This window comes from Gordonia sp. IEGM753 (assembly GCF_050321825.1).
In the GTDB taxonomy this organism is placed as follows: domain Bacteria; phylum Pseudomonadota; class Gammaproteobacteria; order Pseudomonadales; family Pseudomonadaceae; genus Aquipseudomonas.
This window is the reverse complement of record NZ_JBNQGB010000005.1, coordinates 85386-108174: the sequence shown is the minus strand read 5'-3', so window position 1 is coordinate 108174 and position 22789 is coordinate 85386. Positions and strand designations below refer to the sequence as shown.

The window sequence follows — 22789 nt, the reverse complement described above, 5'->3', positions numbered from 1 at the left end:
ATGAAAAAACTGTTCGCTTTTCTAGCACTGATATCGATAAGTGCTTGCCAGGCTTCGGATCCGCTGTCTTCCAAAAATGACTTCAAAACTCGTTGGTGGTACATCGGCTTTACCGAGCCGGCCCATATGTCGGTCTGGGTCGAGACTTCAGCGGTGGAGGACATACAAGGGCGGATAATTCACGATATCGCAGCGGGGACGGCGGGCAGCAGCGACTACGAGGACGGCACAGAAAATGCGCGGGGTTGGGTGGGTACCGGCGGTGAAGGCATGCCGGTCATCGGCGCTGATTTGCCGAAAAGACTCTTCGTTCGCTGGCAATCGATTATCGAACGCAAGACCTATGCAGGCTGGATCGATGTCTCCGAATCTACCCGCGACATCATGCGCAACTCGACAGCCCAACGTTGCCACAAAACACCCGAGTACTCCGCCAATTCAGCGGCTTCACTCAATGTGGGCTTGGCACCGGGCGGAATTATCCAGCTATGGACCCGCGACGACTGTTTCCATTCCACTATCGTCGACCGTGGTCAAGTCGGGATCGAGCCGCTAGGGCCCGATCAAGGCAAGTACAACGGCTTCTACGGCAAGATCAAAGATTCATCCAAGCGCTACATCGAACACTTTGGCATTCCCTACGGCAGTTGGTGAGAACGTGTCTTCATGTCCGGAATCAGGCGTTCACCTTAATCTCATGCGAGGTCTGACACCGCCCCACGTCAGAGATCAAAGGCATCAACAAGCGTAATCCCGAGGATCAAAGCAACGGGTGAGCCCCGGTAGTTTTTTATGCCTATGCTTTTGGGTTTGCGCATGCCAAAGGACTTGCCGATGACTAACTGGCCGCTGTCTCAGACCTTCCGCTTCAACGGGCGCGCCGTGCGCTATGCCGTGCGGGGCGACGGCCCGCCGCTGGTGTTCGTGCATGGCACGCCCTTCTCCTCTTACGTTTGGCACCGCATCGCACCGCACTTCATTGCCACGCATCGGGTGTATTACTTCGATCTGTTGGGTTATGGGCAATCGGAAAAACCCGATGACGATGTGTCTTTGGGTGTGCAAAACGAATTGTTGGCCCAACTGCTCGATCACTGGGGCCTGAAGTGCCCGGACGTGGTTGCCCACGACTTCGGCGGTGCCACGGTGCTGCGCGCTCATCTGTTGAACGGCAAGAATTACCGCAGCCTGACGCTGATCGATCCGGTGGCGCTGACACCGTGGGGTTCGCCGTTCGTGCAGCATGTGAGACTGCACGAAGCAGCGTTCAGCGGACTGCCCGACTACATACAGCGCGTCGTCGTGCCGGCCTACATTCGCGGGGCGATCAAGCGTGAAATCCCTGACGAGGAGCTCGCGCCTTACGTGCAGCCGTGGCTCGGTGATCCGGGGCAAGCGGCGTTCTATCGGCAGATCGCGCAAATGGATGAACGCTATACCCGCGAGGTTGAAGCGCTGTACCCGACGATTCGTTGCCCGGTTCAGATTCTGTGGGGCGAGGACGATCAATGGATTCCCATCGAGCGCGGCCGTGCGTTGCAGCAGGTGATTGCCGGGGCGCAGTTTCACGCGATTGCGAACGCCGGGCATCTGGTTCAGGAAGACGCACCGCAAGCCATTGTGTCGGCGTTGCTGCACTTCTTGCCGCTGTCGCGCTAACGTATAAGTATTGACGGGCGTACTACCGAACGTACTGCCAAGGCACCACTGCACGTTTTATAAAAGGATTCGCCTGATGCACATCATCAATGCCCGCCTGCGCAACCAAGAAGGCCTGTATGAGTTGCACCTGGAAAACGGCCTGATCAGCAACATTGCCCGTCAGACCGAAGCCCCAAGCCTGGGCCCCGATGACCTGGATGCCGCCGGTAACCTTGTGGTGCCACCCTTCGTTGAACCACACATTCACCTCGACGCGACGCTCACCGCTGGCGAACCTCGCTGGAACATGAGCGGCACGCTGTTCGAAGGCATCGAGTGCTGGGGCGAACGCAAGGTCACGATCACCGAGGAAGACACCAAGGCGCGCGCCAAAAAAACCATTCAGAGCCTGGCTGCTCACGGCATACAGCACGTACGCACTCACGTCGACGTCACCGACCCGTCATTGACCGCGCTTAAGGCGATGCTCGAAGTGCGCGAGGAAAGCCGTCACCTGATCGACCTGCAAATCGTCGCGTTCCCGCAGGAGGGCATCGAGTCCTATCGCAACGGCCGCGAGCTGATGGAAGAAGCGATCCGCATGGGCGCCGATGTGGTTGGCGGCATTCCGCACTTCGAATTCACCCGCGATCAAGGCGTCAGCTCGGTCAAGTTTTTGATGGACCTGGCCGAACGCACCGGTTGCCTGGTGGACGTGCATTGCGATGAAACCGACGACCCGCATTCGCGATTCCTCGAAGTGCTGGCCGAAGAGGCTCGCAGCCGCGACATGGGCTCGCGGGTGACGGCCAGCCACACCACCGCAATGGGCTCTTATGACAATGCCTACTGCGCCAAACTGTTCCGCCTGCTTAGCCATTCGGGCATCAGTTTTGTCTCGTGCCCCACCGAAAGCATTCACCTGCAAGGACGCTTCGACAATTTCCCGAAACGCCGTGGCGTGACACGAGTCAACGAGTTGCTCGAAGCGGGCATGAACGTGTGTTTTGGTCAGGATTCCATCGTCGACCCGTGGTACCCGCTGGGCAACGGCAACATTCTTCGGGTGCTTGAAGCAGGCCTGCACATTTGCCACATGCTGGGGTATCGCAACCTGCAAAATGCACTGGACCTGATCACCGACAACAGCGCCAAGGCGATGGCGTTGGGCGAACGTTATGGACTGGAACGTGGACGTCCGGCGAACTTGCTGATTCTGTCGGCAGACAGCGATTACGAAGTGATCCGCAGCCAAGGCTTGCCGCTGTATTCGATTCGCCATGGTGAAGTGTTGATGAAGCGGCAGATGCCTGTCGTGGAGTTCTACGGTAATCAGGGGTTTTCGCCGGACTGACTGGCTTCAATGTCGGAACGAGCCTGCTGCGGCCGGCGTTCCGACGATGGCGGTGTCGGGATCAATCCATCAACCGAGCGGTGCCAAACAACTGAACCCGACTCAACTCCCCGTCCAAAACTTCGAGTAAAACCGGCGCCGTCCCGCCAGGCATCACCACCCTCACCTCCCCCGCACTGACCCAGCCCACTCGCCAGGCAGCACATGCCACGGCACTGGCGCTGGTGCCCGACGATGCGGTCGGCCCCTCGCCACGTTCGAACACTCGCGCGACGACGCAGCCTGCAGATTCAAGCATTGCCCATTGCAGGTTGACGCCCGCCGCACAGGGGTGACCGGCCCCGGCCGGCATGGCGAACGCAATACGCGTCAACCCTTCGGCCAGTGCGGGTTCATGCATCTGTTGATTGCTCGGCAAATCGTCGGCCTGTGACACCAGCGTCACGCAATGTGGATTACCAATGCGCACAAACTGACTGCGCGACCACGCTGCATTGAGTGCCGACAATGGCTGCACATGGCTCACCTCGCGACCTTCAAGCTGCGTATTTTCCACACCGAGAGCGCCCACCGACTGCGGTCCGAAACCCGGCGTGCCCAGGTCCAGCCAAAACCCTTCAACACCCTCAACCGTGGTCGGTTTGACCGCCGTCGTCACCGGCGAATCCGCATCGCGCTTGTCATGATGAACCCTGAGCAAACTGGATTCGTGCGGCGCCAGCAACCCCTGATCGCTGAGTGCCTGAGCGAAAATCGTCAACCCGTTACCGCTGCGTTCGGCCAGTGTGCCGTCGGTATTGACGATCAGCAGATCAAAGGGCGGTGCCGATTGAAAAGGCCCCACCAGCAAACCATCGCAACGATGATCCTTGCTGCCGGGCGGTCGTGTACCGGGCGCCCAGCCACACAGTGCCTCGATGGCTGGCAGCGCCCAGGCCTCGCGATTTTGCGCGGCGCTGCTCGCGCAATCAGGTAACTGGACAGCGATGCCGCGCAATGAGTCTGGCGCGACGACCGCGTAAATATTGCCTCGAGCATCATAGAATCGCGTCATGGCGTCCCCGAATAAACCGTCAAAGACTTCAACATATCGCGAAACAGCGGCGGTCTGTGCAAGGATGTGTCCCTGCCTGACTGCCTCCCGAAAGGGTCATTGATCGAACCCCCACGGTGAGTCAGTGTCCCTTGAGGACGCGACGTTTTTTGCAAAGGATTGAAATGACCAACCTCAATAACCGAGCCGCATTTATACCTGGGCGTCTGCAGCAGATGTCCACGCGTGTCGCCTTTTTTATCGCCGGCATCGGTATTGCTGCTTGGGCGCCGCTGGTGCCGTATGCCAAGGCACGGGCCGGACTGAATGAAGGGACATTGGGTTTGCTGCTGTTGAGCCTCGGGGTGGGATCGATTCTGGCGATGCCGATCGCCGGCATGCTCGCTACCCGCTTCGGCTGCCGACGGGTGGTCAGCGGCGGAACATTGATGATCTGCGTGGCCCTGCCGCTGTTGGCGACGGTGTCGTCGATTCCGGTGCTGATCGCGACATTATTTCTGTTTGGTGCAGGCCTTGGCACTGTCGACTCGACCGTCAACCTGCAAGCAGTGATCGTCGAGCGCGCCAGTGGCAAAAACATGATGTCGGGTTTCCACGGCCTGTTCAGCCTCGGCGGAATCGTGGGCGCTGGCGGTGTCAGTGCACTGCTTGGCTTGGGCGCTTCGCCACTGGGCGCGATGCTGGTCGTGGTCGCTTTAGTGCTGATCGCGTTGTTCAAAGCCGCACCGCACATGCTGCCTTACGGCAGCGAAAGCTCTGGCCCGGCGTTTGCCGTTCCGCACGGCATCGTGCTGTTCATTGGGGTGATGTGCTGCATCGTATTTCTCACCGAAGGCGCGGTACTCGACTGGAGCGCGGTATTCCTGGCTTCGGAGCGTGGAGTAGAGACGGCGTATGCAGGACTCGGCTATGCAGCTTTCGCACTGACCATGACCATCGGGCGTTTAACCGGCGACACCCTCGTACGGCGCCTCGGCGCCACCCGAGTGATTGTGATCGGTGGGCTGACAGCCGCAGCAGGCTTGTCCATGGCGACCTTCGTTTCAAGTTGGGAGGCAGCGTTGGTGGGCTATGCGTTGGTCGGCGCGGGCTGTTCGAATATCGTGCCGGTGCTGTACACCGCCGTTGGCAAACAAACGGTCATGCCCGAACACATCGCCGTACCCGCCATTACCACGATGGGTTATGCAGGCATTCTCGCGGGGCCGGCGGTGGTCGGGTTTATCGCCCACGGCAGCAGTTTGAGTTTCGCCTTTGGCTTGATGGCGTTGTTACTGGTGGCGGTGGCCATTGGCGGCAAGGTACTGAAGGTTTGAAGTGCAGCGTCGCATCGCTGCCCGGAGTGAATTTGCTCCGGGCGGCGATCCGACGCTAAGGTCATCCTGCCCGATCAGAACCCTACACTGGCCTGCACAAAGAACGTGCGCGGTGCGCCGACATACATCCCCGAGTTGTTGTCGCTGGAACGGGTGAAGTACTGCTTGTCGAACAGGTTCTTGATCCCGGCGCCAAGTTTCAGGTTCGACAACTGCGAACCGAAGTCATACCCGCCACGCACGTTCCAGGTGACATACCCCGGAATATCGCCGTACTGCCCGTCTGCCGAGCCGTCGGTGATGTAGTTCCCGGTAAAGCTACCGTCGGCGTTGACACCCGTGCCCGGTGAGCGCTGTTTGGATTGTGCAAACGCGTCGAGGTTGTAGGTCCAGCGATTGATGTCGTAGCGCAGGCCAGCGGTGGCGACCTGACGCGAATAAAACGGCAGGTCACGCCCCTTGAAGCCCGGGATTTCACCTTCATAGGTTGCGCGGGTGTAGGTAAAACCGGCGTTGGCGGTCAGGCCGTCGAGCATCGGGTTCAGCGCCGACAGGTCGTAATGCACCGACGCTTCAAGGCCCTGGTGCTTGGTGGCACCGAGGTTGGTCCAGCCCACATCATTGCTGATGTACTGCAACTCTTCGTTGAAGTCGATGTAGAACAGCGTCACTTCGCCGCCCCACACATCATCGTTGTAGCGCGTGCCGAGTTCGTAGGTCTTGGCTTTTTCCGGGCTCAGGCCATTCGCGGTGCTGTCACCCGAACCGCCCTGGCCGAGCTGGAAGTACTGCAGGCTGCCGAACGATGTTTCGTAGTTGGCGAACAGTTTCCAGGCGTCGGACACGTGATACATCACGCTCAATGCCGGTAGCGGCTCATTGCTGTCGATACTGCGGCGCTTTTCCGGTACCGGTTTACCGGCCGTATCAAGCACAGGCCTGTCATGCCATTCGGTGCTGATGCTCTCGAAGCGGATGCCGGGGGTGATTGTCCATTTGCCGACGTCAATCTTGTCGTCGATGTAAACCGCATTGGCCTCGGTACCGCCCGTGCGGTCCTGGAAGATATGGCCGTCAGAGGCCTTGGTGACCACGGGTTCGTTGTTCACCAACGCGAGGCGACTCGAAGACTCGTGCATGCCTTCTTTCAAATAGCGATAACCCACGCTGGCTTCTTGCGTGGTTGGCCCCAGGTCGAATACATGCGACACCCGTGGCTCGATGCCGAAGGTGTAGTAAGTGCGCGGGTAGGAGCTGAGGGTTTTCTGGTCGCGAGCGGCAATGGTGCTGCCACGAAAGCTGTCGGAGTAATAGGTCAGCACTTCAGCCTGAGTGCGGTCGTCGATCTGACGCACCCACTTGAACGACACGTCTTTTCGGCGGCCACTGAAGTTGTCGTAATCGCGGTCGGATTGATACGGATCGGCGTCGTACTGCTTTTGGGTCAGGCCGCCGGGCATGTCGGCGCTGGCGTCGTAATAGTGGAAATTGAGGCTGAAATCATCCTGATCGGTCGGCGCCCAATGGGTCTTCAGGATCACGTCGTCGATGTCGTTGCCGTTGTTGCTTTCGCGATAGCCGTTACCGTTCACCCCGGAATACAACAGCGCCATGCCGATGCCGTTGTCCGCGGTGCCGCCAATGAATGCGGTATCGATGTGTTTCCAGCCGCCGCGCTGTGACGTCTCAAGCGTGGTGCCGATTTCGCCAGTGGCTTCTTGCGGGATTGCGCGTGTCACGAAGTTGATCACACCGCCCACGTTTTGCGGCCCGTAACGCACGGAGCCTGCGCCGCGAACCACGTCGATGCTGTCGAGGTTGCCAGAAGAAATCGGCGCCATCGACAACTGCGGCTGACCATACGGTGCAAACGCTGCCGGTACACCGTCAATCAACACCGTGGAGCGCGGTGACAATCGGGACGTCAGGCCGCGTACGCCTACGTTCAGCGAAATATCACTGCCACCCGTGCCGTTGGCGTCTTGTACCTGCACACCGGGCACGCGTTTCAAGACGTCGCCAACGCTCATCGCGCCCTGTTCGACCATTGCTTCACGGCGGATCACTGTGCGTGCGCCGGGGTGGTTCTGGACCACGGCGGCATCGGCATCACCGAGCCAGTCGCCGACCACTTTGATGTCGGTCACCCCCAACTCCAAAGGCCCGGTCGAGGTCGAGGTCGAGGTCGAGGTCGGCGCAGGCGTGAGGGTCACCGAACCCTCGTTAATCTGATAGTCCAGGCCACTGCCTTGCAGCAATTGGCGCAAGGCCTGTTCTGGCGAAAGATTGCCGTCTACGGCCGGCGCTTGCTTGCCCGCCACCAGTTCAGGGCTGAAAAAAACCTGCAACGAGGTCTGCTGGCCCAACTGACTCAGGGCCTGGCCTAACGATTGCGCCTGGATATGGATGCCATCGGCCGCAAACGCTTGAGGCAGCGCGGTGCTGACAGCCAGGGCCAGCGCGAGCGGCAGCCAATGTGATTTGTTATTTTTAGCGGTGGTTTTTTTCACGTCGAACGTTGTCCTGTGGATCGCAAGAGTATGCGGCTGTTAATGCAAACCAGTTGCAGTTGCACAAGAAGACGAAGAACTCGAAAAAAACCTGAATCTATCGCGCAATTATTTCCTGACTGCCGTCACCAAGGGTGCGAATAGCCACCGGCAAGATGTTCGGCAAGGCCTTGAGCAAGGCATCGGTGTTATCGGATTTGAAGACGCTGGTCAGGCGTAAATTGCCTACTTTGTCGGAGCCAACCGTGAGCGGCTTCTCTCGATAACGCGACACCTCGGCAGCCACCTCAGCCAGCGTCGCGTTGTTGAACACCAGTTTTCCTCCGCGCCAGGCAGTCAGCTCTGCGGGGTTGACCGCATAGGCGGCTGCCACGTTGCCTTGAGCATCGATGTGGGTGCCGAGGCCGGCAGTCAGATTGATGAAGTCGTTATCGGCAGCGCCCCGGGCCTGGACCTTGACCGTGCCCTGCTCCACCGCAACCCTGGTTTGGCTGACGTCACGGCGCACATCGAAACGGGTGCCGGTGACCGTGACCTGGCCGTTACCCGCCTCGACCACGAATGGCCGACTGCTGTCGTGCTCGACGGCGAACATCGCTTCGCCTTCAGTCAGTTCGATGCCGCGGCGGTCCTTTTCATAGCGGACCTGAACCCGGCTGCGGCTGTTCATGTCGATCACGGAACCATCGGGCAACGCGACATGACGACGCTCACCCAGCGCAGTGGTGTACTGCGCGGTGTAGGTCGCCGGGTGATTCAAACCGCTGAACAAGCCCAACCCAAGCGCTACCGCCACGACGCTGGCAGCCACGGCATAGCGCACCAGGGGCTGGCGTTTACGCCTTGGCGGCGGGGTTTCGCACAAGGCTTGCAGTCGTTTGGCGGACAGCAGATCGGCCGCTGTCCAGAGCCCCTGCAACACTTGAAATTCGTCGCGGTGCTGGGGATGTTCCTCCATCCACTCTTCGAACTGCCGATATTCCTCGAGGTTGACCGCAGGCTCCTGCAAACGCACAAACCACCGCGCCGCCTCATCGCGAACCGCTGTTTGCCCGCACGCACAATCACGAGTATCCATCATGGAAGGTCCTGTTCGGCTGGGGGTGAAGAGGTGCGACGACTCATGGTTGCAACCCGTCCAGACGGTCGCGCAGATGCCGCAGCGTGCGGATCATATACTTTTCCACCATGTTCTTGGACAGTCCCAGGCGTTCGGCAATTTCGGCCTGGGTCAGGCCTTCGATTTTTTGCCAGACGAACACCTTGCGGCAGTTGACCGGTAGCTCGCTCAGCGCCTGCTCGATGGAATCTGCCAACTGGATCGCATGCATGAAATGCTCCGGGTCGCCGGACGACGACACACTGTGATCTATCGCCTCCGACTCCATGGCACCCCGTCGATCTTCACGCCGATAACCATCCACCGCTATATTGCGCGCAGTCTGGTGCAGGTACGCACGCGGCTGTTGCACCGCCGCCGAATCAGACTCAAGCACCCTCACGAAGGTGTCGTGGGCAAGGTCCTCGGCCTGATGACGATTTCTCAGGCGACGGGTCCAGGTGCCAACCAACTCTTCGTAATGCTCGAAAAAGCCGTGTCTGCGGGGCAGCTTGGGGGTCATTGCGGTGTGCTGTGAAGACGGGGCGTGAATAATAATGCTTCCTATTAACCGGAAGCAATGGATTCCAGACCGTTCGCAGCAGGTGTGTTTCTTGCCGATCCGTCATTCAAATAGCGTTTTTCCCGAAGGGACCAGAAATGTTCAAGTGCGACTCGTTGCTTAAAAGAAAACCACTGACCCGATTCGCACTGGCGCTCACGCTGGGCACGCTGGGAATGACTCAGGCCAACGCCCACGGCGGCGCGGCCGAGATGGTGCCGCTGCAGGCGGGGCTTGAGGCGTTTGGGGCAACGGTGAAATGGGATGACTACGCCGACCTGTTCGTGATTGCCCGGGACGGCGTTTACCTCAAGGTCAAACCGAACAGCAAAGTGGCCGTGCTCAATGGCAAACGGATCGAGTTGACGGTGCCGATCGTGTTCAAGGGTAAAACCGCGTACATGTCCAATGACTTCATCAATCAGGTGTTCCAGTCCGGACTAGACAAGACCTTTGTCGTCGAGACCCGCCCTAATCCGCTGAACCCGTTGAGCGCGGACGAAATCAACACGGCCGTGGACGTCATCAAAAAGTCGGATCACTACACGCAAGGTTTGCGCTTCACCGAAATCTCCGTCAATGAGCCGCCCAAGGATCAAGTCTGGAATTTCGTCTACACCGGCCAAAACGTATCGCAGCCGCGCCAGGCGAATATCGTGGTGCTCGACGGCAAGCATGTGATCGAAGCGCTGGTCGACATCAACAGCAAGACCCTCAAGTCCTGGAAACGAGTGGAAGGCGCACACGGCATGGTTTTGCTGGACGACTTCGGCACCGTGCAATCGGTCATCGAAGCCAGCCCCGAATACGCCCAGGCCTTGGCCAAGCGTGGCATCAGCGATGTGAAGACGGTCGTGGCCACACCTTTGACCGTCGGTTACTTCGATGGCAAGGACGGCTTGGCGCAGGATAAACGCCTGCTGAAAATCGTCAGTTACCTGAACACCGGTGACGGCAATTATTGGGCACATCCCATCGAGGGGCTGGTCGCAATTGTCGATCTCGAACAAAAGAAACTGATCAAGATCGAAGACAACGGCGTTATTCCGGTGCCGATGAAGCCCACACCTTATGACGGACGCGGGCGCAAAGGCACGTCGGTCAAGCCACTGGAGATCGTCGAGCCGGAGGGTAAAAACTACACCATTACCGGCAACAGCATTCATTGGCAAAACTGGGATTTTCACGTTCGCCTCGACTCGCGGGTTGGCCCGATCCTGTCCACAGTGACCTATGACGACAAAGGCAAAAAACGCAAAATCATGTACGAAGGCTCATTGGGCGGGATGATCGTGCCGTATGGCGATCCGGACGTCGGTTGGTACTTCAAGGCCTACCTTGATTCCGGCGATTACGGCATGGGCACGCTGACTTCGCCGATTGCACGCGGCAAAGACGCCCCGCAAAACGCGGTACTGCTGGACGCCACGATTGCGGACTACACCGGCAAACCGACGGTCATAGCGCATGCCATGGCGGTGTTCGAGCGCTACGCCGGCCCGGAATACAAACACCAGGAAATGGGCCAACCCAACCTCAGTACCGAGCGTCGTGAGTTGGTAGTGCGCTGGATCAGCACCGTCGGCAACTACGACTACATCTTCGATTGGGTCTTCCAGCAAAACGGCACCCTCGGCATCGATGCCGGCGCTACGGGCATTGAAGCCGTGAAGGGAGTCAAAACCAGCAACATGCACCAGGCCACGGCCAAGGAAGATACGCGCTACGGCACCTTGCTCGATCACAACATCGTCGGCACCACGCACCAGCACATCTACAATTTCCGCCTGGACCTGGACATCGACGGCGAGAACAACTCACTGGTGGAGGTGAACCCGGTGGTGGCCGCGAACGACCGTGGTGGTCCGCGCACCAGCACCATGCAAACCGAGCACACTGTGGTCGGCAATGAACAACAAGCCGCGCAGAAATTCGACCCGTCGACTGTTCGCCTGCTGACCAACTTCAGCAAGGAAAACAAAGTCGGCAACCCGGTTGCCTATCAGTTGATTCCGTATGCCGGCGGTACTCATCCGGTGGCCAAAGGCGCCAATTTTGGCAAGGACGAATGGCTCTATCACCGTCTGAGTTTCATGGACAAACAACTGTGGGTAACGCGCTATAACCCGGAAGAAAAGTACCCGGAAGGCAAGTACCCTAACCGCTCGGACAAAGACACCGGTCTTGGCCAGTTCACCCAGGACAACCAGTCGATTGAAAACACTGACGATGTGGTGTGGCTGACCACGGGTACCACGCACATCGCCCGCGCCGAAGAATGGCCGATCATGCCCACGGAATGGGTGCACGTGCTGCTCAAGCCGTGGAACTTCTTCGATGAAACACCCACGCTCAACCTTAACGCGCCCAACTGACACGGATGCAAAGCCCTCGTACCCAAACACGACGCTGTACCTGTGGCGAGGGAGCTCGCTCCCGCTGGGCCGCGCAGCAGCCCCTCTTTTGGGGCCGCTACGCAGCCCAGCGCGAGCAAGCTCGCTCGCCACGGTTATCAGCTCGGGCCCAAGAATGCTTAGGTGAACAGCATTGCCCGTAGAAGCACGCCGCGCAGCAGCCCCTCTTTTGGGGCCGCTACGCAGCCCGGCGCGAGCAAGCTCGCTCGCCACGGGTATCGACTCGGGCCCAAGAATGCCTAGGTGAACAGCATTGCCCGTAGAAGCACACCCGTGGCTACCTGACCACAATCTTGCCGATCATCTGCGGGTGCAGCACGCAAAAATATTCAAACTCCCCGGGCGTATCGAACACCCAGGAAAAACTGTCATTGGTATCCAGCGCGCCGGAGCGGAACGCCTTGTGCGTTTCCGCCACCGTGTGCGGGATCTGGTCATCATTCACCCACGTCACTTTGGTGCCCACGGCCACGGTCAAATCCTTGGGCCCGAACATGAATTCCTTGATATCCACTTGCACGTCCTGCGCCCATACCGGCATCGCCAGTATCAAGCAGGCTACAGCCAACCATCGTGTGTTCATTGTGCAAGTCTCCTCTAAACCAATGTCGAGTCGATCAGCGCCAGCGGATGATCGCCCTGCGTCGCTCGCACGTCGGTGATCCCCAGGTAATTACGCAGTTGATCCGCAGCTACCGTCATCGGCCCCGGCGATGGCGCTGCTCCCGGTGCGGGTTGTGGATAAGCCGTACCCCGAGCGGTGTGGAAGGTGATATTGCCTTCGACCTTCTGGATAACCTGGTGGATGTGCCCGTTCAACACCGTCACCGAACCGTACTTGCGCAGCAGGGCAATCGCCTGATCGCCGTCCTCGGTGCCCCAGCCCCACGGCTGATAAATCGTCCACAGCGGGATGTGGGTAAACACCACGATCGGCGTGCTACTGGTCACGGCACGCAAGTCATCGGCCAGCCACGCCAATTGATCGGCGCCGAGCGTCGCTTCATGTCCTGCCTGAAAGTTGAAGACATTCACCAAGGCAATGAAGTGCACGCCGTGGTCATCGAAGCTGTACCAACCATTGCCTTTAGTGCCCTTGCCGTAACGCTCCAGGTAGAGCTTGCCGCCGCCCTCATCGAGGGTGTCGTGCTCGCCGGGGATGTAGTGCACGGTGGACGGCAGGCTTTTGAGCACCTGCGCGGCGGTGTCGAACTCTTCGGCTTTGGAGAGGTGGGTGATGTCGCCGGTATGCAGGATCAGTGACGGCCGTTTCGGCAACGCGATGACCTTGTCGATGGCCACTTGTAGCGTCTTCAACGGGTCGGGGTTGGCTTCCTTGTTAAAGCCGATGTGCGAGTCGCTGATTTGCACGAAGTGGAAGGTGCTGGCCAGTGCCTTCGGGTCGCTGACATTACCCGCCTCATCCAGCGCGAAGGCTCGAGGAACACCGCCGCTCAGGGCCCAGATTACGCCGGCACCGGCCCATGCCGAACACTTCAGAAGTGTTCGGCGATCAGGGTTCAACGGACCGTCGGTGCGCAGCGGATGTTTTGATTGCATGTCCATCGGTATGCCCTCGCAAGCGGACTACAGTGAAGTAGCAGACACGAGGTAAAACTTTGCGCAGCCGGACTTTATTCCGTGTCGAAAAGAAATATTTTCGGGAATAAAAGGTCACGCAACCCGGTTATTGAGGTGGGACTGTGCGGGAACCACTATGAAGCGATTTGAGGAACTGTTTGCGCCCCACCTGGACGCTGCCTACAACCTCGCCCGCTGGCTCACTGGCAACGACGCGGCTGCGCACGATGTGGTGCAGGAAAGTGCACTGCGCGCCTTCCGGTTCTTGCACCGTTTTGTCGACGGCAACGCCAAGGCCTGGTTCCTGACGATCGTGCGCAACGAAAGCTACACCTGGCTCAAGGCTTCGGCCGGCCGCCACTGGGTGGTAATCGGCGACGAAATACCTGAAGACGACCGGGCGCTGAGCCATAGCCAGACCCCGGAACTGTTGGCCATGCACACCGAGAATGCGGCGTTGATCCAGCAAGCCTTGCGCGCCCTGCCGCCGGTGTTTCGTGAGGTGATTGTGCTGAAAGAACTCGAAGACCTGCCCTACAAGGACATCGCCCTGGTGGTCGACATCCCTATCGGTACTGTCATGTCGAGACTGGCCAGGGCTCGCGCCATGCTCAAGCTCGAATTACTGAAGTTGCATGACCATGAATGAATTCGACTGCACAACTTGCCAGACGCTGATGCATGGCTATCTGGACCAGGAACTTGACCCGCAAACGGCGGCAACGGTCGCCGGGCATCTGGCCGGGTGCGCAGAGTGCTCGCGGTTGCATGATCAGGCGCGGCTACTGATAGCCGGTGTGAAGCAGCAAGCGCCGTATTACTCAGCGCCGGCATCGTTGAGTGCCAGTGTGCTTGCCCGCCAAATTCCGTCGCCCGTGAGTGTCGAGCGTTGGCGTAAATGGTTTGCGCCGGTGTTTTCAGCGGCCGCGCTGGCCTTGGCAGTGGTGTTGTATGTGGCAACGCCGGGCAGCGAACAACCCTTGATGGATGAGGCCGTCTCCAGTCACGTGCGCTCGTTGATGGGTGAGCATTTGAACGATGTCGTGTCGTCGGACCGCCATACCGTCAAGCCATGGTTCACCGGCAAACTCGACTTCTCACCACCGGTATTCGATTACTCGGCGCAGGGCTTTCCATTGCTGGGCGGACGTCTGGATTATCTGCAGCATCAAACCACGGCGGCCCTGAGTTACGGGCGGGCCAAGCACATTATCAACGTGTTCATCCTGCCCACCCTCGAGTCTGACAAGTCGCGCCAGAGCCAGACCCTTCGCGGCTTCAACGTGGTGTCGTGGCAGGAGAATCACATGCGCTTCGTCATGGTCTCGGACCTTGAAAAAAGTGAGCTGGAGGCGTTCAGCCAGTTACTCAAGCCGAACTAGGAAGCAAGGCCTTCAACTCAAGCATGACGTTTGCGGTACTCCCCCGGAGAAATCCCGAAACGCGTTTTGAACGCGGTCGAAAAATAGCTCGAATCGCTAAACCCCCACGAATAACCCAATGCCGAAAGCTTCTGCTCCGTGTGCACCTGACGAAGCGACTCCGCGCACAAATCCAGTCGCCGATTCTTGATGTAGCGCGCGACCACCAGGCCTTTGCGGGCGAACATCCGGTACAAGCCGCGCGTGGACATGCCGACTTCCCGCGCCAGCCATTCAGGGCACAAGTCTTCCGAACGAATGTGTTGATCAATACAACTCAAGGTCTTGCGAAACACGCGCTCGTGCACATCATTGCCGTCTTCGGTATGGCTGATCGCCGGACGCAGCAGGCTGACAATCGCCTCCAGCGTCGCTTCGCTTTCTTGCAGGCTCAGGCATTTCTGGCGCGTGACATCCAAAACCAGCCGATGCGAGAGCATGGCGATCGGTGAAGAAGCCGCAATCCGATGCCCGCACTTGACCTGATTGAAGCGCAGCGTGTGCTCGACAAGGTGCGACGGCAGAATCAACGATAACTGGCGGGAGTTCTCACTGTAGGTAAAGTCGCTGGGGCGCGAGGCGTTGATCAGCGTGATATCACCTGCCGACAGCAACACCTTGTTATCGTCCTGGGCCATGCCAGCCGTGCCATCGAGCTGAAACACCGCAAAGTATTTCTCGCCCTCGCCTGCGGCGACTTCCAGTGGCGTGCGGTACAAACGGGCTTGCCGCACATCGACAAAACTGAGTTTCAGCGCACCGTCCTGATGCTCCAGGATCTGGCCGGCGAACTCGGCGCCAAGCGGTTGTGCATTGAAGGCGCCGCAGATCTGGTTGATCTGATGTATCCACTGATCAAAACCATCGCGGCGCTGTGCAATTGAAGAAATCATGTCGGGCCTCACGCAGGCTTATTTTTATTAGCTACGCCAATCCTCGAGTCTCCCTGACAATCACGCTCCTGCGTTCGGCGGGTTACTTCAACCCGCCAAACCGCCGGTAAAAACTTTCACCCACATCCGGCAGCGGACCGTCGGCGGTTTCCAGTGCACTGTTCAACCACTCCTCGGCTTTGGCGTAGATCAACCGATAGATGTTGCGGCACAACTGGCGCGCGGCGCGCCCCTCCCAATCACCGGGCAGCAACTCGTCCGGCAGTTGCGGGTCACGTAGCAACAGTTTGCGGTACTCATGAATCAGCAGAATCCGTGCCAGGAAGCAGTCCGATGGCTGCAGGTTCTCTTGCTCGCGAAGGGCCTGCCATAGCGGGCGGAACAGCTGAATGAACTCGCTGTAATGCGTCGCGAGCTCTTCGATGTTCCAGCTCTCGCGCACCTGCAGTCGCAAGGCCTTGGAAGCCAGCACATCTTGCGCGGTGGTTTCGAAGACGATCGTCTCTTCCTGCGCACCAAGGTCGAGCAAGGTCGCGTTCAGATCGGCACGATCGGTGCGTGGGCACGCCAGCACCGCCGGTGAAATCGCTCCAAAACCTTGCCACTCCAGTTCCTCGCGCACTTGCTTGCGCTTGTCCTGGGTCAATTGCGTGAGCATTACCAGGCACCAAGAACCATCCCACGCCGGCACGGTAGAGCTGTAAACCCGCTTGAACGCTTTGTCGAAACGCCGGCGACCGGCCCCGGTCAGGCTGTAATAGCTGCGTCGTCCGACTTTCTCGGCGGTCAGCCAACCTTCCTTGGTCAGGCGAAAAATCGAGGTGCGGATCAGCCGCTCGTTGATGCCGATGGGTTCGAGCAATTGAATCAGGCTGCCCAGCCACACCGTCCCGCCATGGGGCTCGATGGCATCCCCGTACAACGTGATGATCAAGGAGCTGGCGCGGATAGGCGTCTGCTCCTGGAAACGGGTAATCAGATGGTTCAGAGGTGTCAGGGACGACATGGGCCTACCGAGCTGAAAAAAGAAAAGGAATATACCGAATTATCACGTGCCCCTGTGGGAGCGTGCCTGCTCGCGAAGGTGTGGCAGGCGACACCCAGGTAGCCGACACGCCATCGCGAGCAAGCTCACGCCTACACAGCTCAGCGTTCAGGCTGCGCTACCCTTGGGCCGCAACCCGCTGTCGCTGATGCGTGGGCGATCGGGTTCGGGCTCGGTCAACGGTTCACAGACCTGCATCTGCTCAAGACACCGCTTGGCCAGTTGCTGATACGCGCGGGTGCCTTGCTGCTTCCACGACACCTCTTCATCGCTGAGGGTTCGCTTGACGCTGGCCGGCGCGCCCATCACCAGTGACTGTTCAGCGCACTCGAACCCTGCCTTGACGAAAGCGGCCGCCGAGACAAAAGAGCGCGGACCGATGCGCGCATTGTCCATCACCACTGCGTTCATCCCCACCAACGCATCCTCGCCGATACGGCAACCGTGCAAGACCGCGCCGTGGCCAATATGTCCGTTGCGTTCGACCACCGTGTCGCTGTCCGGAAAACCGTGCATCACGCAGGTGTCCTGCAGATTGGCGCCCTCCTCCAGCACGATCCGGCCAAAGTCACCGCGCAAACTTGCCAGCGGCCCGACGTAGCAATGGGCACCGACAATCACATCGCCAATCAACACGGCTGAAGGATGAACATAGGCAGTTGGGTCGACCACCGGGGTCAGGCCATCAAGGCTGTAACAGGTCATGGGGCGTTCCTTGGTTGGGCACTTACAAAGCGATGCCGATTCATACGCATTTTGTATCACATCTCTTTTTTCATCACAAAGACTAAAAACCGTATCACGTGAAATCACGGCTGAACGCGATCTCAAATGCCTTGGCAATTCAGCGCTAAAACCCAATAAACGCGGAATAAATTCAACAATTTGCAGCCAATCGAGCCACACCCTAAAAACCCACAATCAGCGCAATAAGACACATTAATTCATTTTTGATGTTGCATTTACGTATCACGTTGCAGCTATACTTCGGCAAAACCGGCCCACCGCGCCGATCCAATAATGAGCCGGCATCACCGCCGAGCGTGCACCGTGAGGGCATCTGCCATGCCTCTAACCCTTGCTGTCGAGTTCATCGAGCCGGGAATTCGCTTGATTACCCTGCAACGCCCACAAGCGTTGAACGCCTTGACCACCGAATTGCTCGGCGAACTGGCCGCTGAACTGAATGCTGCACAGGACGATGCCGACACCCGCGTGGTGGTGTTGACCGGCAGCCGCAAGGCGTTCGCCGCCGGTGCCGACATCAAGGAAATGGCCGAACGCAATCTGGTCGGCATCCTCGATGACCCACGCCAGGCGTCGTGGCAAACCATCACCCGTTTCAGCAAACCGCTGATTGCTGCGGTCAATGGCTTCGCCCTTGGCGGCGGCTGCGAACTGGCGATGCACGCCGACATCATCATTGCCGGTGAAGACGCGCGCTTCGGCCAGCCGGAAATCAACCTGGGGATCATGCCCGGCGCCGGCGGCACCCAACGATTGCTACGCGCGGTGGGTAAATCGATGGCCATGCAGATGGTCCTCACCGGCGAGCCGATTGGGGCACGCCAGGCGCAACGCGCAGGCCTCATCAGCGAAGTCACCCAACCGGAATTTACCGTCGAACGCGCCCTGCACATTGCCCGCAGTATTGCCGGCAAAGCACCGCTGGCTGTGCGTCTGGCCAAGGAGGCACTGCTTAAAGCAATGGACACCGACCTGGCCAGCGGCCTGCGATTCGAGCGTCACGCCTTCACGGTGCTGGCCGGCACCCGCGACCGCGATGAAGGCATTCAGGCCTTTCAGGAAAAACGTACGCCGACGTTCACCGGGCAGTAACCCGGCCAGCCAATCCGCCGCCTAAAAAAGTTAACGATCTTTCAGAGAGCGTCATCACCATGAACTTCGAACACATTCTGTTTTCCGTCGAGGCCGGCGTTGCCCTGCTCAGCCTCAATCGTCCGGACCAGCTGAACAGCTTCAACGCAGCCATGCATGGCGAAGTGAAGGAAGCGCTGAAGCAGGTTCGTCAGAACCCCGATGTACGTGTTTTGCTGTTGACCGGTGAAGGTCGCGGATTCTGCGCCGGCCAGGATTTGAGCGACCGCAACGTTGCACCGGGCAGCGCCGTACCGGATTTGGGTGAGTCCATCGAGAAGTTCTACAACCCGCTAATCCGTCAGTTGCGCGACTTGCCGCTGCCAGTGATTTGCGCGGTCAATGGCGTGGCGGCCGGGGCCGGGGCCAACATTCCCCTGGCGTGTGACCTGGTGTTGGCAGCGCGCTCGGCAAGCTTCATTCAAGCGTTCTGCAAAATCGGTTTGATCCCCGATTCCGGTGGCACCTGGACCCTGCCGCGCCTGGTAGGCATGGCTCGGGCCAAGGCGTTGGCCCTGCTCGGAAATCGCTTGAGTGCCGAGCAAGCTGAGCAATGGGGGCTGATCTATCGCGTGGTGGACGACGCTGAATTGCGCAACGAGGCCCTGACGCTGGCCCGTCATCTGGCCACCCAACCGACTTACGGCCTGGCCCTGATCAAACGCAGTTTGAACGCCAGCCTGAGCAACACCTTTGACGAACAGCTTGAACTCGAGAAGGATCTGCAACGTCTGGCCGGGCGCAGCGACGATTACCGTGAGGGCGTGACGGCTTTCATGGAAAAGCGCAGCCCAAGCTTCACGGGGCGCTGAGTCATGACTGCACTGAACCTGAACGCGCGCATCGCTGTGATTGGCGCGGGCGCCATGGGCGCTGGCATTGCGCAGGTCGCCGCACAGGCTGGCCATCGCGTGCTGCTGCTGGACAATCGACCGGGTGCCGCCGCGCAAGCGATCGACGGTATCAATGTGCAATTGGGCAAACGGGTCGAGAAAGGCAAGCTCTCGGCCGCCGACCAGTCTGCCACCCTTCAACGCCTGCAAGCGGTGGAAGCCATCGAGGCGTTGGCCGACTGTGATCTGGTCATAGAGGCCATCGTCGAGAACCTCGACGTCAAGCGTGCCCTGTTCAGCCAATTGGAAGGCATTTGCAGCGAACACTGCATTCTGGCGAGCAACACCTCTTCACTGTCGATCACCAGCATCGCTGCGCAACTGAAGCACCCGCAACGCTTGCTCGGCCTGCACTTTTTCAACCCCGCGCCGATCATGGCGCTGGTTGAAGTCGTCTGCGGCCTGGCCAGCGACCCCGCACTCGCTGAATGCCTGTACGACACCGCCAAGGCCTGGGGCAAAAAACCGGTGCACACGCGCTCCACGCCCGGTTTCATCGTCAACCGTGTGGCCCGTCCTTTTTATGCTGAAAGCCTGCGCCTGCTGCAAGAAGGCGCCGCCGATTGCCCGACGCTGGACGCGCTGATGCGTGATGCCGGCGGCTTCGCGATGGGCGCCTTCGAGCTAACCGACCTGATCGGGCATGACGTCAACTATGCGGTCACCTGCTCGGTGTTCGACGCCTATTACGGTGACAACCGCTTTCAGCCGTCACTGACCCAGAAAGAACTGGTGGACGCCGGACGTCTTGGGCGTAAAAGCGCACAGGGCTTCTATTGCTATGCCGACGGTGCCGAACGTGCGCAACCGGTTTCGATCAGCAGCACGCACCGGGTTACTACCTGCGTGATGGAAGGCGATTTCGGCATCGCCAATGCACTGCTTACGCGACTGCGTGAACACAACATCGACGTCATAGCACGCGACGGCCAAGGCCTGCTGCGCGTTGGCGATGCGGTGCTGGCGGTGAGCGACGGACGCATGGCCTGCCAACGAGCCCGCGAAGAGGGCCTGCGCAACCTGATCCTGCTCGACCTGGCGTTTGACTACGGCACCGCCAAACGTATCGCCATCAGTTGCTCGGCAGACATTGATCCGCTCGCGCTCCAACAAGGTGTTGCGCTGCTGCAGCAGGCGGGGTTGTGCGTCAGCCAACTCAGTGACAGCCCGGCACTGGCGGTATTGCGCACCGTGGCGATGCTCGCCAACGAAGCTGCCGACGCCCTGCTGCACGGCGTTGCCTCGGCCGCCGACATCGACCTGGCGATGCGCGCCGGGGTCAATTACCCGCAGGGCCCTTTGGCCTGGGCCGACGCTATCGGTCTGGCGCATGTCCTCAGGGTGCTGCAAAACCTGCAAGCCAGTTATGGCGAAGAACGCTATCGACCGTCGCTGTTGTTGCGTCGCCGGGTAGCAGAAGGGAGGACTTTTCATGACTAACCATGAAGCGATGAACCTGGCCAGCCTATGTGCGCAAACCCTGTTTAAACGTGACACCGCCAGCCAGGCGATGGGCATGCGTTTGCTCTCGGCCGCACCGGGTTGCGCTCGCGTGGGCATGGGCGTGCGCGCCGACATGATCCAGGGCCACGGCACGTGCCATGGTGGCTACCTGTTTGCACTTGCCGACTCGGCGTTTGCCTTGGCCTGCAATAGCTACAACGAGGCCACTGTCGCCATCGGCTGCAGCATCGACTACATCGCCCCGGCCCATGCAGGCGACACCTTGACGGCCGATTGCGTCGAGCAAAGCCGTTCTGGTCGCACTGGTAATTACGACGTACGCATTGAAAACCAACTGGGCCAGCTGATCGCGCTGTTCCATGGCAAATCCTACAAAGTGCGCGGCACCGTGCTCGCGCAGGAGAACCCGAATGACTGACGCCTTGATCATCGACGCGGTCCGCACCCCGATCGGCCGCTACGCCGGGGCCTTGAGCAGCGTGCGTGCCGACGACCTCGGCGCAGTGCCACTGCGCGAACTGCTGCGGCGTCACCCGCAGGTGGACTGGAACACTGTCGACGAGGTGATTTATGGCTGCGCCAACCAGGCTGGCGAAGACAACCGTAACGTCGCACGCATGTCCGCATTGCTGGCTGGGTTGCCGGTCAGCGTGCCGGGCACCACGCTCAACCGCTTGTGCGGCTCAGGGCTGGATGCCATCGGCACCGCCGCCCGCGCCATTCGTTGTGGCGAGGCCGGTTTGATGTTGGTGGGCGGCGTTGAATCGATGTCCCGCGCACCCCTGGTGATGGGCAAGGCCGAGCACGCTTTTTCCCGTGAGGCGCAGGTGTACGACACCACCATCGGCTGGCGCTTCGTCAATCCGCTGATGAAAAAAGCCTACGGTATCGACACGATGCCGGAGACGGCCGAAAACGTCGCCGAGCAGTTCAACATCTCTCGCGCCGATCAGGATGCCTTTGCCGTGCGCAGCCAGCAGCGCGCCGCTGCCGCCCAGGCCAACGGTCGTCTGGCCAGGGAAATCGTCGCCGTAGAAATCCCGCAACGCAAAGGCCCGGCAAAGATAGTCGAGCATGACGAGCACCCGCGCGGTGACACCACGCTTGAGCAATTGCAGAAACTCGGCACACCGTTTCGCGAAGGTGGCAGCGTCACCGCCGGCAACGCGTCGGGTGTCAATGACGGGGCGTGCGCGCTGTTACTGGCCAGCCCGGAAGCTGCCAAGCGTCACGGGCTAAAGGCACGTGGGCGAGTCGTGGCCATGGCCACTGCAGGTGTCGAGCCGCGCATCATGGGCATCGGCCCGGTGCCTGCCACGCGCAAAGTGCTGGAGCTGGCCAACCTGAGCCTGGCCGACATGGACGTGATCGAACTCAACGAAGCCTTCGCCGCGCAAGGCCTGGCGGTACTGCGTGAACTCGGCCTGGGCGACACCGATCCACGGGTCAACCCGAACGGCGGCGCCATTGCCCTCGGCCATCCGCTGGGCATGAGCGGCGCGCGGCTGGTGACCACCGCCCTGCATGAGCTTGAGGAACGCCAGGGTCGCTACGCCTTGTGCACCATGTGCATCGGCGTCGGCCAGGGCATTGCGCTGATCATCGAGCGCTTGTCCGACTAAAGAACCGCGATTCCCAAGGAGCCGAGAGGTATCCTTGGGGCA

At 59.7% G+C, this 22789-nt stretch carries 21 protein-coding genes; 12 read left to right on the top strand and 9 right to left on the bottom strand.

Going from position 1 to position 22789, the window contains the following annotated elements:
* The 3 genes from ACQR3R_RS22720 (at window position 1) to codA (ending at window position 2995) form a co-directional block, all read left to right on the top strand.
* A complete protein-coding gene (locus ACQR3R_RS22720; protein WP_428275562.1) occupies window positions 1-654 on the top strand; it encodes a DUF2931 family protein in 654 nt (217 codons plus the stop codon).
* Between the two features lie 180 nt (window positions 655-834).
* Complete coding sequence (locus ACQR3R_RS22715) at window positions 835-1659, top strand: alpha/beta fold hydrolase (RefSeq protein ID WP_428275560.1); 825 nt, start codon at window positions 835-837, stop codon at window positions 1657-1659.
* A gap of 76 nt (window positions 1660-1735) precedes the next feature.
* Window positions 1736-2995 (top strand): cytosine deaminase, encoded by a 1260-nt coding sequence (gene codA / locus ACQR3R_RS22710; protein WP_428275558.1) that lies wholly within the window; start codon window positions 1736-1738, stop codon window positions 2993-2995.
* 61 nt (window positions 2996-3056) lie between these two features.
* Here codA and ACQR3R_RS22705 read toward each other — a convergent pair whose 3' ends face one another.
* Window positions 3057-4049: a hypothetical protein gene (locus tag ACQR3R_RS22705; RefSeq protein WP_428275556.1), complete on the bottom strand. Its 993-nt coding sequence runs from the start codon at window positions 4047-4049 to the stop codon at window positions 3057-3059.
* A gap of 164 nt (window positions 4050-4213) precedes the next feature.
* Between ACQR3R_RS22705 and ACQR3R_RS22700 the strand changes: the two genes are divergently transcribed.
* A complete protein-coding gene (locus ACQR3R_RS22700) occupies window positions 4214-5365 on the top strand; it encodes an MFS transporter (RefSeq protein WP_428275554.1) in 1152 nt (383 codons plus the stop codon).
* 74 nt (window positions 5366-5439) lie between these two features.
* Here the strand turns inward: ACQR3R_RS22700 and ACQR3R_RS22695 are convergent, their stop codons facing one another.
* The 3 genes from ACQR3R_RS22695 to ACQR3R_RS22685 all read right to left on the bottom strand — a co-directional run bounded on the left by ACQR3R_RS22695 (window position 5440) and on the right by ACQR3R_RS22685 (window position 9497).
* Window positions 5440-7875, bottom strand: a complete 2436-nt coding sequence (locus tag ACQR3R_RS22695) for a TonB-dependent siderophore receptor (protein ID WP_428275552.1) — start codon at window positions 7873-7875, stop codon at window positions 5440-5442.
* A 97-nt stretch (window positions 7876-7972) separates the two neighbouring features.
* Window positions 7973-8956 carry a FecR domain-containing protein gene (locus tag ACQR3R_RS22690; RefSeq protein WP_428275550.1) on the bottom strand — a complete coding sequence of 328 codons (984 nt, stop codon included), beginning with the start codon at window positions 8954-8956 and terminating at the stop codon, window positions 7973-7975.
* A gap of 40 nt (window positions 8957-8996) precedes the next feature.
* Window positions 8997-9497, bottom strand: coding sequence for a sigma-70 family RNA polymerase sigma factor (locus ACQR3R_RS22685; RefSeq protein WP_428275548.1), 501 nt, complete (start codon window positions 9495-9497; stop codon window positions 8997-8999).
* A gap of 137 nt (window positions 9498-9634) precedes the next feature.
* Here ACQR3R_RS22685 and tynA point away from each other — a divergent pair, with 137 nt between their 5' ends.
* Complete coding sequence (tynA, locus tag ACQR3R_RS22680) at window positions 9635-11911, top strand: primary-amine oxidase (RefSeq protein ID WP_428275546.1); 2277 nt, start codon at window positions 9635-9637, stop codon at window positions 11909-11911.
* A 316-nt stretch (window positions 11912-12227) separates the two neighbouring features.
* On the opposite strand, the gene ACQR3R_RS22675 is transcribed toward tynA, so the two are convergent.
* Window positions 12228-12533 (bottom strand): plastocyanin/azurin family copper-binding protein, encoded by a 306-nt coding sequence (locus tag ACQR3R_RS22675; protein ID WP_428275544.1) that lies wholly within the window; start codon window positions 12531-12533, stop codon window positions 12228-12230.
* 14 nt (window positions 12534-12547) lie between these two features.
* Window positions 12548-13516, bottom strand: coding sequence for a metallophosphoesterase (locus ACQR3R_RS22670; protein WP_428275542.1), 969 nt, complete (start codon window positions 13514-13516; stop codon window positions 12548-12550).
* A 151-nt stretch (window positions 13517-13667) separates the two neighbouring features.
* On the opposite strand from ACQR3R_RS22670, the gene ACQR3R_RS22665 reads away from it, so the two are divergent.
* Together ACQR3R_RS22665 and ACQR3R_RS22660 are read left to right on the top strand one after the other, a co-directional pair.
* Window positions 13668-14180, top strand: a complete 513-nt coding sequence (locus tag ACQR3R_RS22665; protein ID WP_428275540.1) for a sigma-70 family RNA polymerase sigma factor — start codon at window positions 13668-13670, stop codon at window positions 14178-14180.
* The gene (locus tag ACQR3R_RS22660; RefSeq protein WP_428275538.1) at window positions 14167-14913 is read left to right on the top strand and encodes a zf-HC2 domain-containing protein; all 747 of its coding nucleotides are present in this window, start codon (window positions 14167-14169) and stop codon (window positions 14911-14913) included. Before ACQR3R_RS22665 ends, ACQR3R_RS22660 begins: the two co-directional genes overlap by 14 nt.
* A 17-nt stretch (window positions 14914-14930) precedes the next feature.
* Here ACQR3R_RS22660 and feaR read toward each other — a convergent pair whose 3' ends face one another.
* The 3 genes from feaR to paaY all read right to left on the bottom strand — a co-directional run bounded on the left by feaR (window position 14931) and on the right by paaY (window position 17595).
* Window positions 14931-15845, bottom strand: coding sequence for a transcriptional regulator FeaR (feaR, locus tag ACQR3R_RS22655; protein ID WP_428275536.1), 915 nt, complete (start codon window positions 15843-15845; stop codon window positions 14931-14933).
* Window positions 15846-15927: 82 nt separating this feature from the next.
* Window positions 15928-16851 carry a phenylacetic acid degradation operon negative regulatory protein PaaX gene (gene paaX, locus ACQR3R_RS22650; RefSeq protein WP_428275534.1) on the bottom strand — a complete coding sequence of 308 codons (924 nt, stop codon included), beginning with the start codon at window positions 16849-16851 and terminating at the stop codon, window positions 15928-15930.
* Between the two features lie 147 nt (window positions 16852-16998).
* Window positions 16999-17595: a phenylacetic acid degradation protein PaaY gene (paaY, locus tag ACQR3R_RS22645; protein ID WP_428275532.1), complete on the bottom strand. Its 597-nt coding sequence runs from the start codon at window positions 17593-17595 to the stop codon at window positions 16999-17001.
* 360 nt (window positions 17596-17955) lie between these two features.
* Here paaY and paaF point away from each other — a divergent pair, with 360 nt between their 5' ends.
* The 5 genes from paaF to pcaF are packed head-to-tail and all read left to right on the top strand — an operon-like array spanning window position 17956 to window position 22747.
* A complete protein-coding gene (gene paaF, locus ACQR3R_RS22640) occupies window positions 17956-18729 on the top strand; it encodes a 2,3-dehydroadipyl-CoA hydratase PaaF (protein ID WP_428275530.1) in 774 nt (257 codons plus the stop codon).
* A gap of 59 nt (window positions 18730-18788) precedes the next feature.
* Window positions 18789-19580 carry a 2-(1,2-epoxy-1,2-dihydrophenyl)acetyl-CoA isomerase PaaG gene (gene paaG, locus ACQR3R_RS22635; protein WP_428275528.1) on the top strand — a complete coding sequence of 264 codons (792 nt, stop codon included), beginning with the start codon at window positions 18789-18791 and terminating at the stop codon, window positions 19578-19580.
* Between the two features lie 3 nt (window positions 19581-19583).
* Window positions 19584-21101, top strand: coding sequence for a 3-hydroxyacyl-CoA dehydrogenase PaaH (paaH, locus tag ACQR3R_RS22630; RefSeq protein ID WP_428275526.1), 1518 nt, complete (start codon window positions 19584-19586; stop codon window positions 21099-21101).
* A complete protein-coding gene (paaI, locus tag ACQR3R_RS22625) occupies window positions 21094-21543 on the top strand; it encodes a hydroxyphenylacetyl-CoA thioesterase PaaI (protein ID WP_428275524.1) in 450 nt (149 codons plus the stop codon). The genes paaH and paaI overlap by 8 nt, the downstream gene beginning before the upstream one ends.
* Entirely contained in the window at window positions 21536-22747 is a 1212-nt protein-coding gene (gene pcaF / locus ACQR3R_RS22620) for a 3-oxoadipyl-CoA thiolase (RefSeq protein ID WP_428275522.1), read from the top strand. The genes paaI and pcaF overlap by 8 nt, the downstream gene beginning before the upstream one ends.
* Window positions 22748-22789: the final 42 nt, after the last annotated feature.

What these genes read in the sequence shown, in the direction of transcription:
- ACQR3R_RS22670 (WP_428275542.1), bottom strand. Translation starts at nt 13,516, where the DNA reads ATGGACATGCAATCAAAACATCCGCTGCGCACCGACGGTCCGTTGAAC.
- paaG (WP_428275528.1), top strand. Translation starts at nt 18,789, where the DNA reads ATGAACTTCGAACACATTCTGTTTTCCGTCGAGGCCGGCGTTGCCCTG.
- ACQR3R_RS22715 (WP_428275560.1), top strand. Translation starts at nt 835, where the DNA reads ATGACTAACTGGCCGCTGTCTCAGACCTTCCGCTTCAACGGGCGCGCC.
- ACQR3R_RS22660 (WP_428275538.1), top strand. Translation starts at nt 14,167, where the DNA reads ATGACCATGAATGAATTCGACTGCACAACTTGCCAGACGCTGATGCAT.
- paaH (WP_428275526.1), top strand. Translation starts at nt 19,584, where the DNA reads ATGACTGCACTGAACCTGAACGCGCGCATCGCTGTGATTGGCGCGGGC.
- codA (WP_428275558.1), top strand. Translation starts at nt 1,736, where the DNA reads ATGCACATCATCAATGCCCGCCTGCGCAACCAAGAAGGCCTGTATGAG.
- ACQR3R_RS22705 (WP_428275556.1), bottom strand. Translation starts at nt 4,049, where the DNA reads ATGACGCGATTCTATGATGCTCGAGGCAATATTTACGCGGTCGTCGCG.
- paaY (WP_428275532.1), bottom strand. Translation starts at nt 17,595, where the DNA reads ATGACCTGTTACAGCCTTGATGGCCTGACCCCGGTGGTCGACCCAACT.
- ACQR3R_RS22700 (WP_428275554.1), top strand. Translation starts at nt 4,214, where the DNA reads ATGACCAACCTCAATAACCGAGCCGCATTTATACCTGGGCGTCTGCAG.
- ACQR3R_RS22720 (WP_428275562.1), top strand. Translation starts at nt 1, where the DNA reads ATGAAAAAACTGTTCGCTTTTCTAGCACTGATATCGATAAGTGCTTGC.
- ACQR3R_RS22690 (WP_428275550.1), bottom strand. Translation starts at nt 8,956, where the DNA reads ATGATGGATACTCGTGATTGTGCGTGCGGGCAAACAGCGGTTCGCGAT.
- paaX (WP_428275534.1), bottom strand. Translation starts at nt 16,851, where the DNA reads ATGTCGTCCCTGACACCTCTGAACCATCTGATTACCCGTTTCCAGGAG.
- ACQR3R_RS22685 (WP_428275548.1), bottom strand. Translation starts at nt 9,497, where the DNA reads ATGACCCCCAAGCTGCCCCGCAGACACGGCTTTTTCGAGCATTACGAA.
- pcaF (WP_428275522.1), top strand. Translation starts at nt 21,536, where the DNA reads ATGACTGACGCCTTGATCATCGACGCGGTCCGCACCCCGATCGGCCGC.
- paaF (WP_428275530.1), top strand. Translation starts at nt 17,956, where the DNA reads ATGCCTCTAACCCTTGCTGTCGAGTTCATCGAGCCGGGAATTCGCTTG.
- tynA (WP_428275546.1), top strand. Translation starts at nt 9,635, where the DNA reads ATGTTCAAGTGCGACTCGTTGCTTAAAAGAAAACCACTGACCCGATTC.
- ACQR3R_RS22675 (WP_428275544.1), bottom strand. Translation starts at nt 12,533, where the DNA reads ATGAACACACGATGGTTGGCTGTAGCCTGCTTGATACTGGCGATGCCG.
- feaR (WP_428275536.1), bottom strand. Translation starts at nt 15,845, where the DNA reads ATGATTTCTTCAATTGCACAGCGCCGCGATGGTTTTGATCAGTGGATA.
- ACQR3R_RS22665 (WP_428275540.1), top strand. Translation starts at nt 13,668, where the DNA reads ATGAAGCGATTTGAGGAACTGTTTGCGCCCCACCTGGACGCTGCCTAC.
- paaI (WP_428275524.1), top strand. Translation starts at nt 21,094, where the DNA reads ATGACTAACCATGAAGCGATGAACCTGGCCAGCCTATGTGCGCAAACC.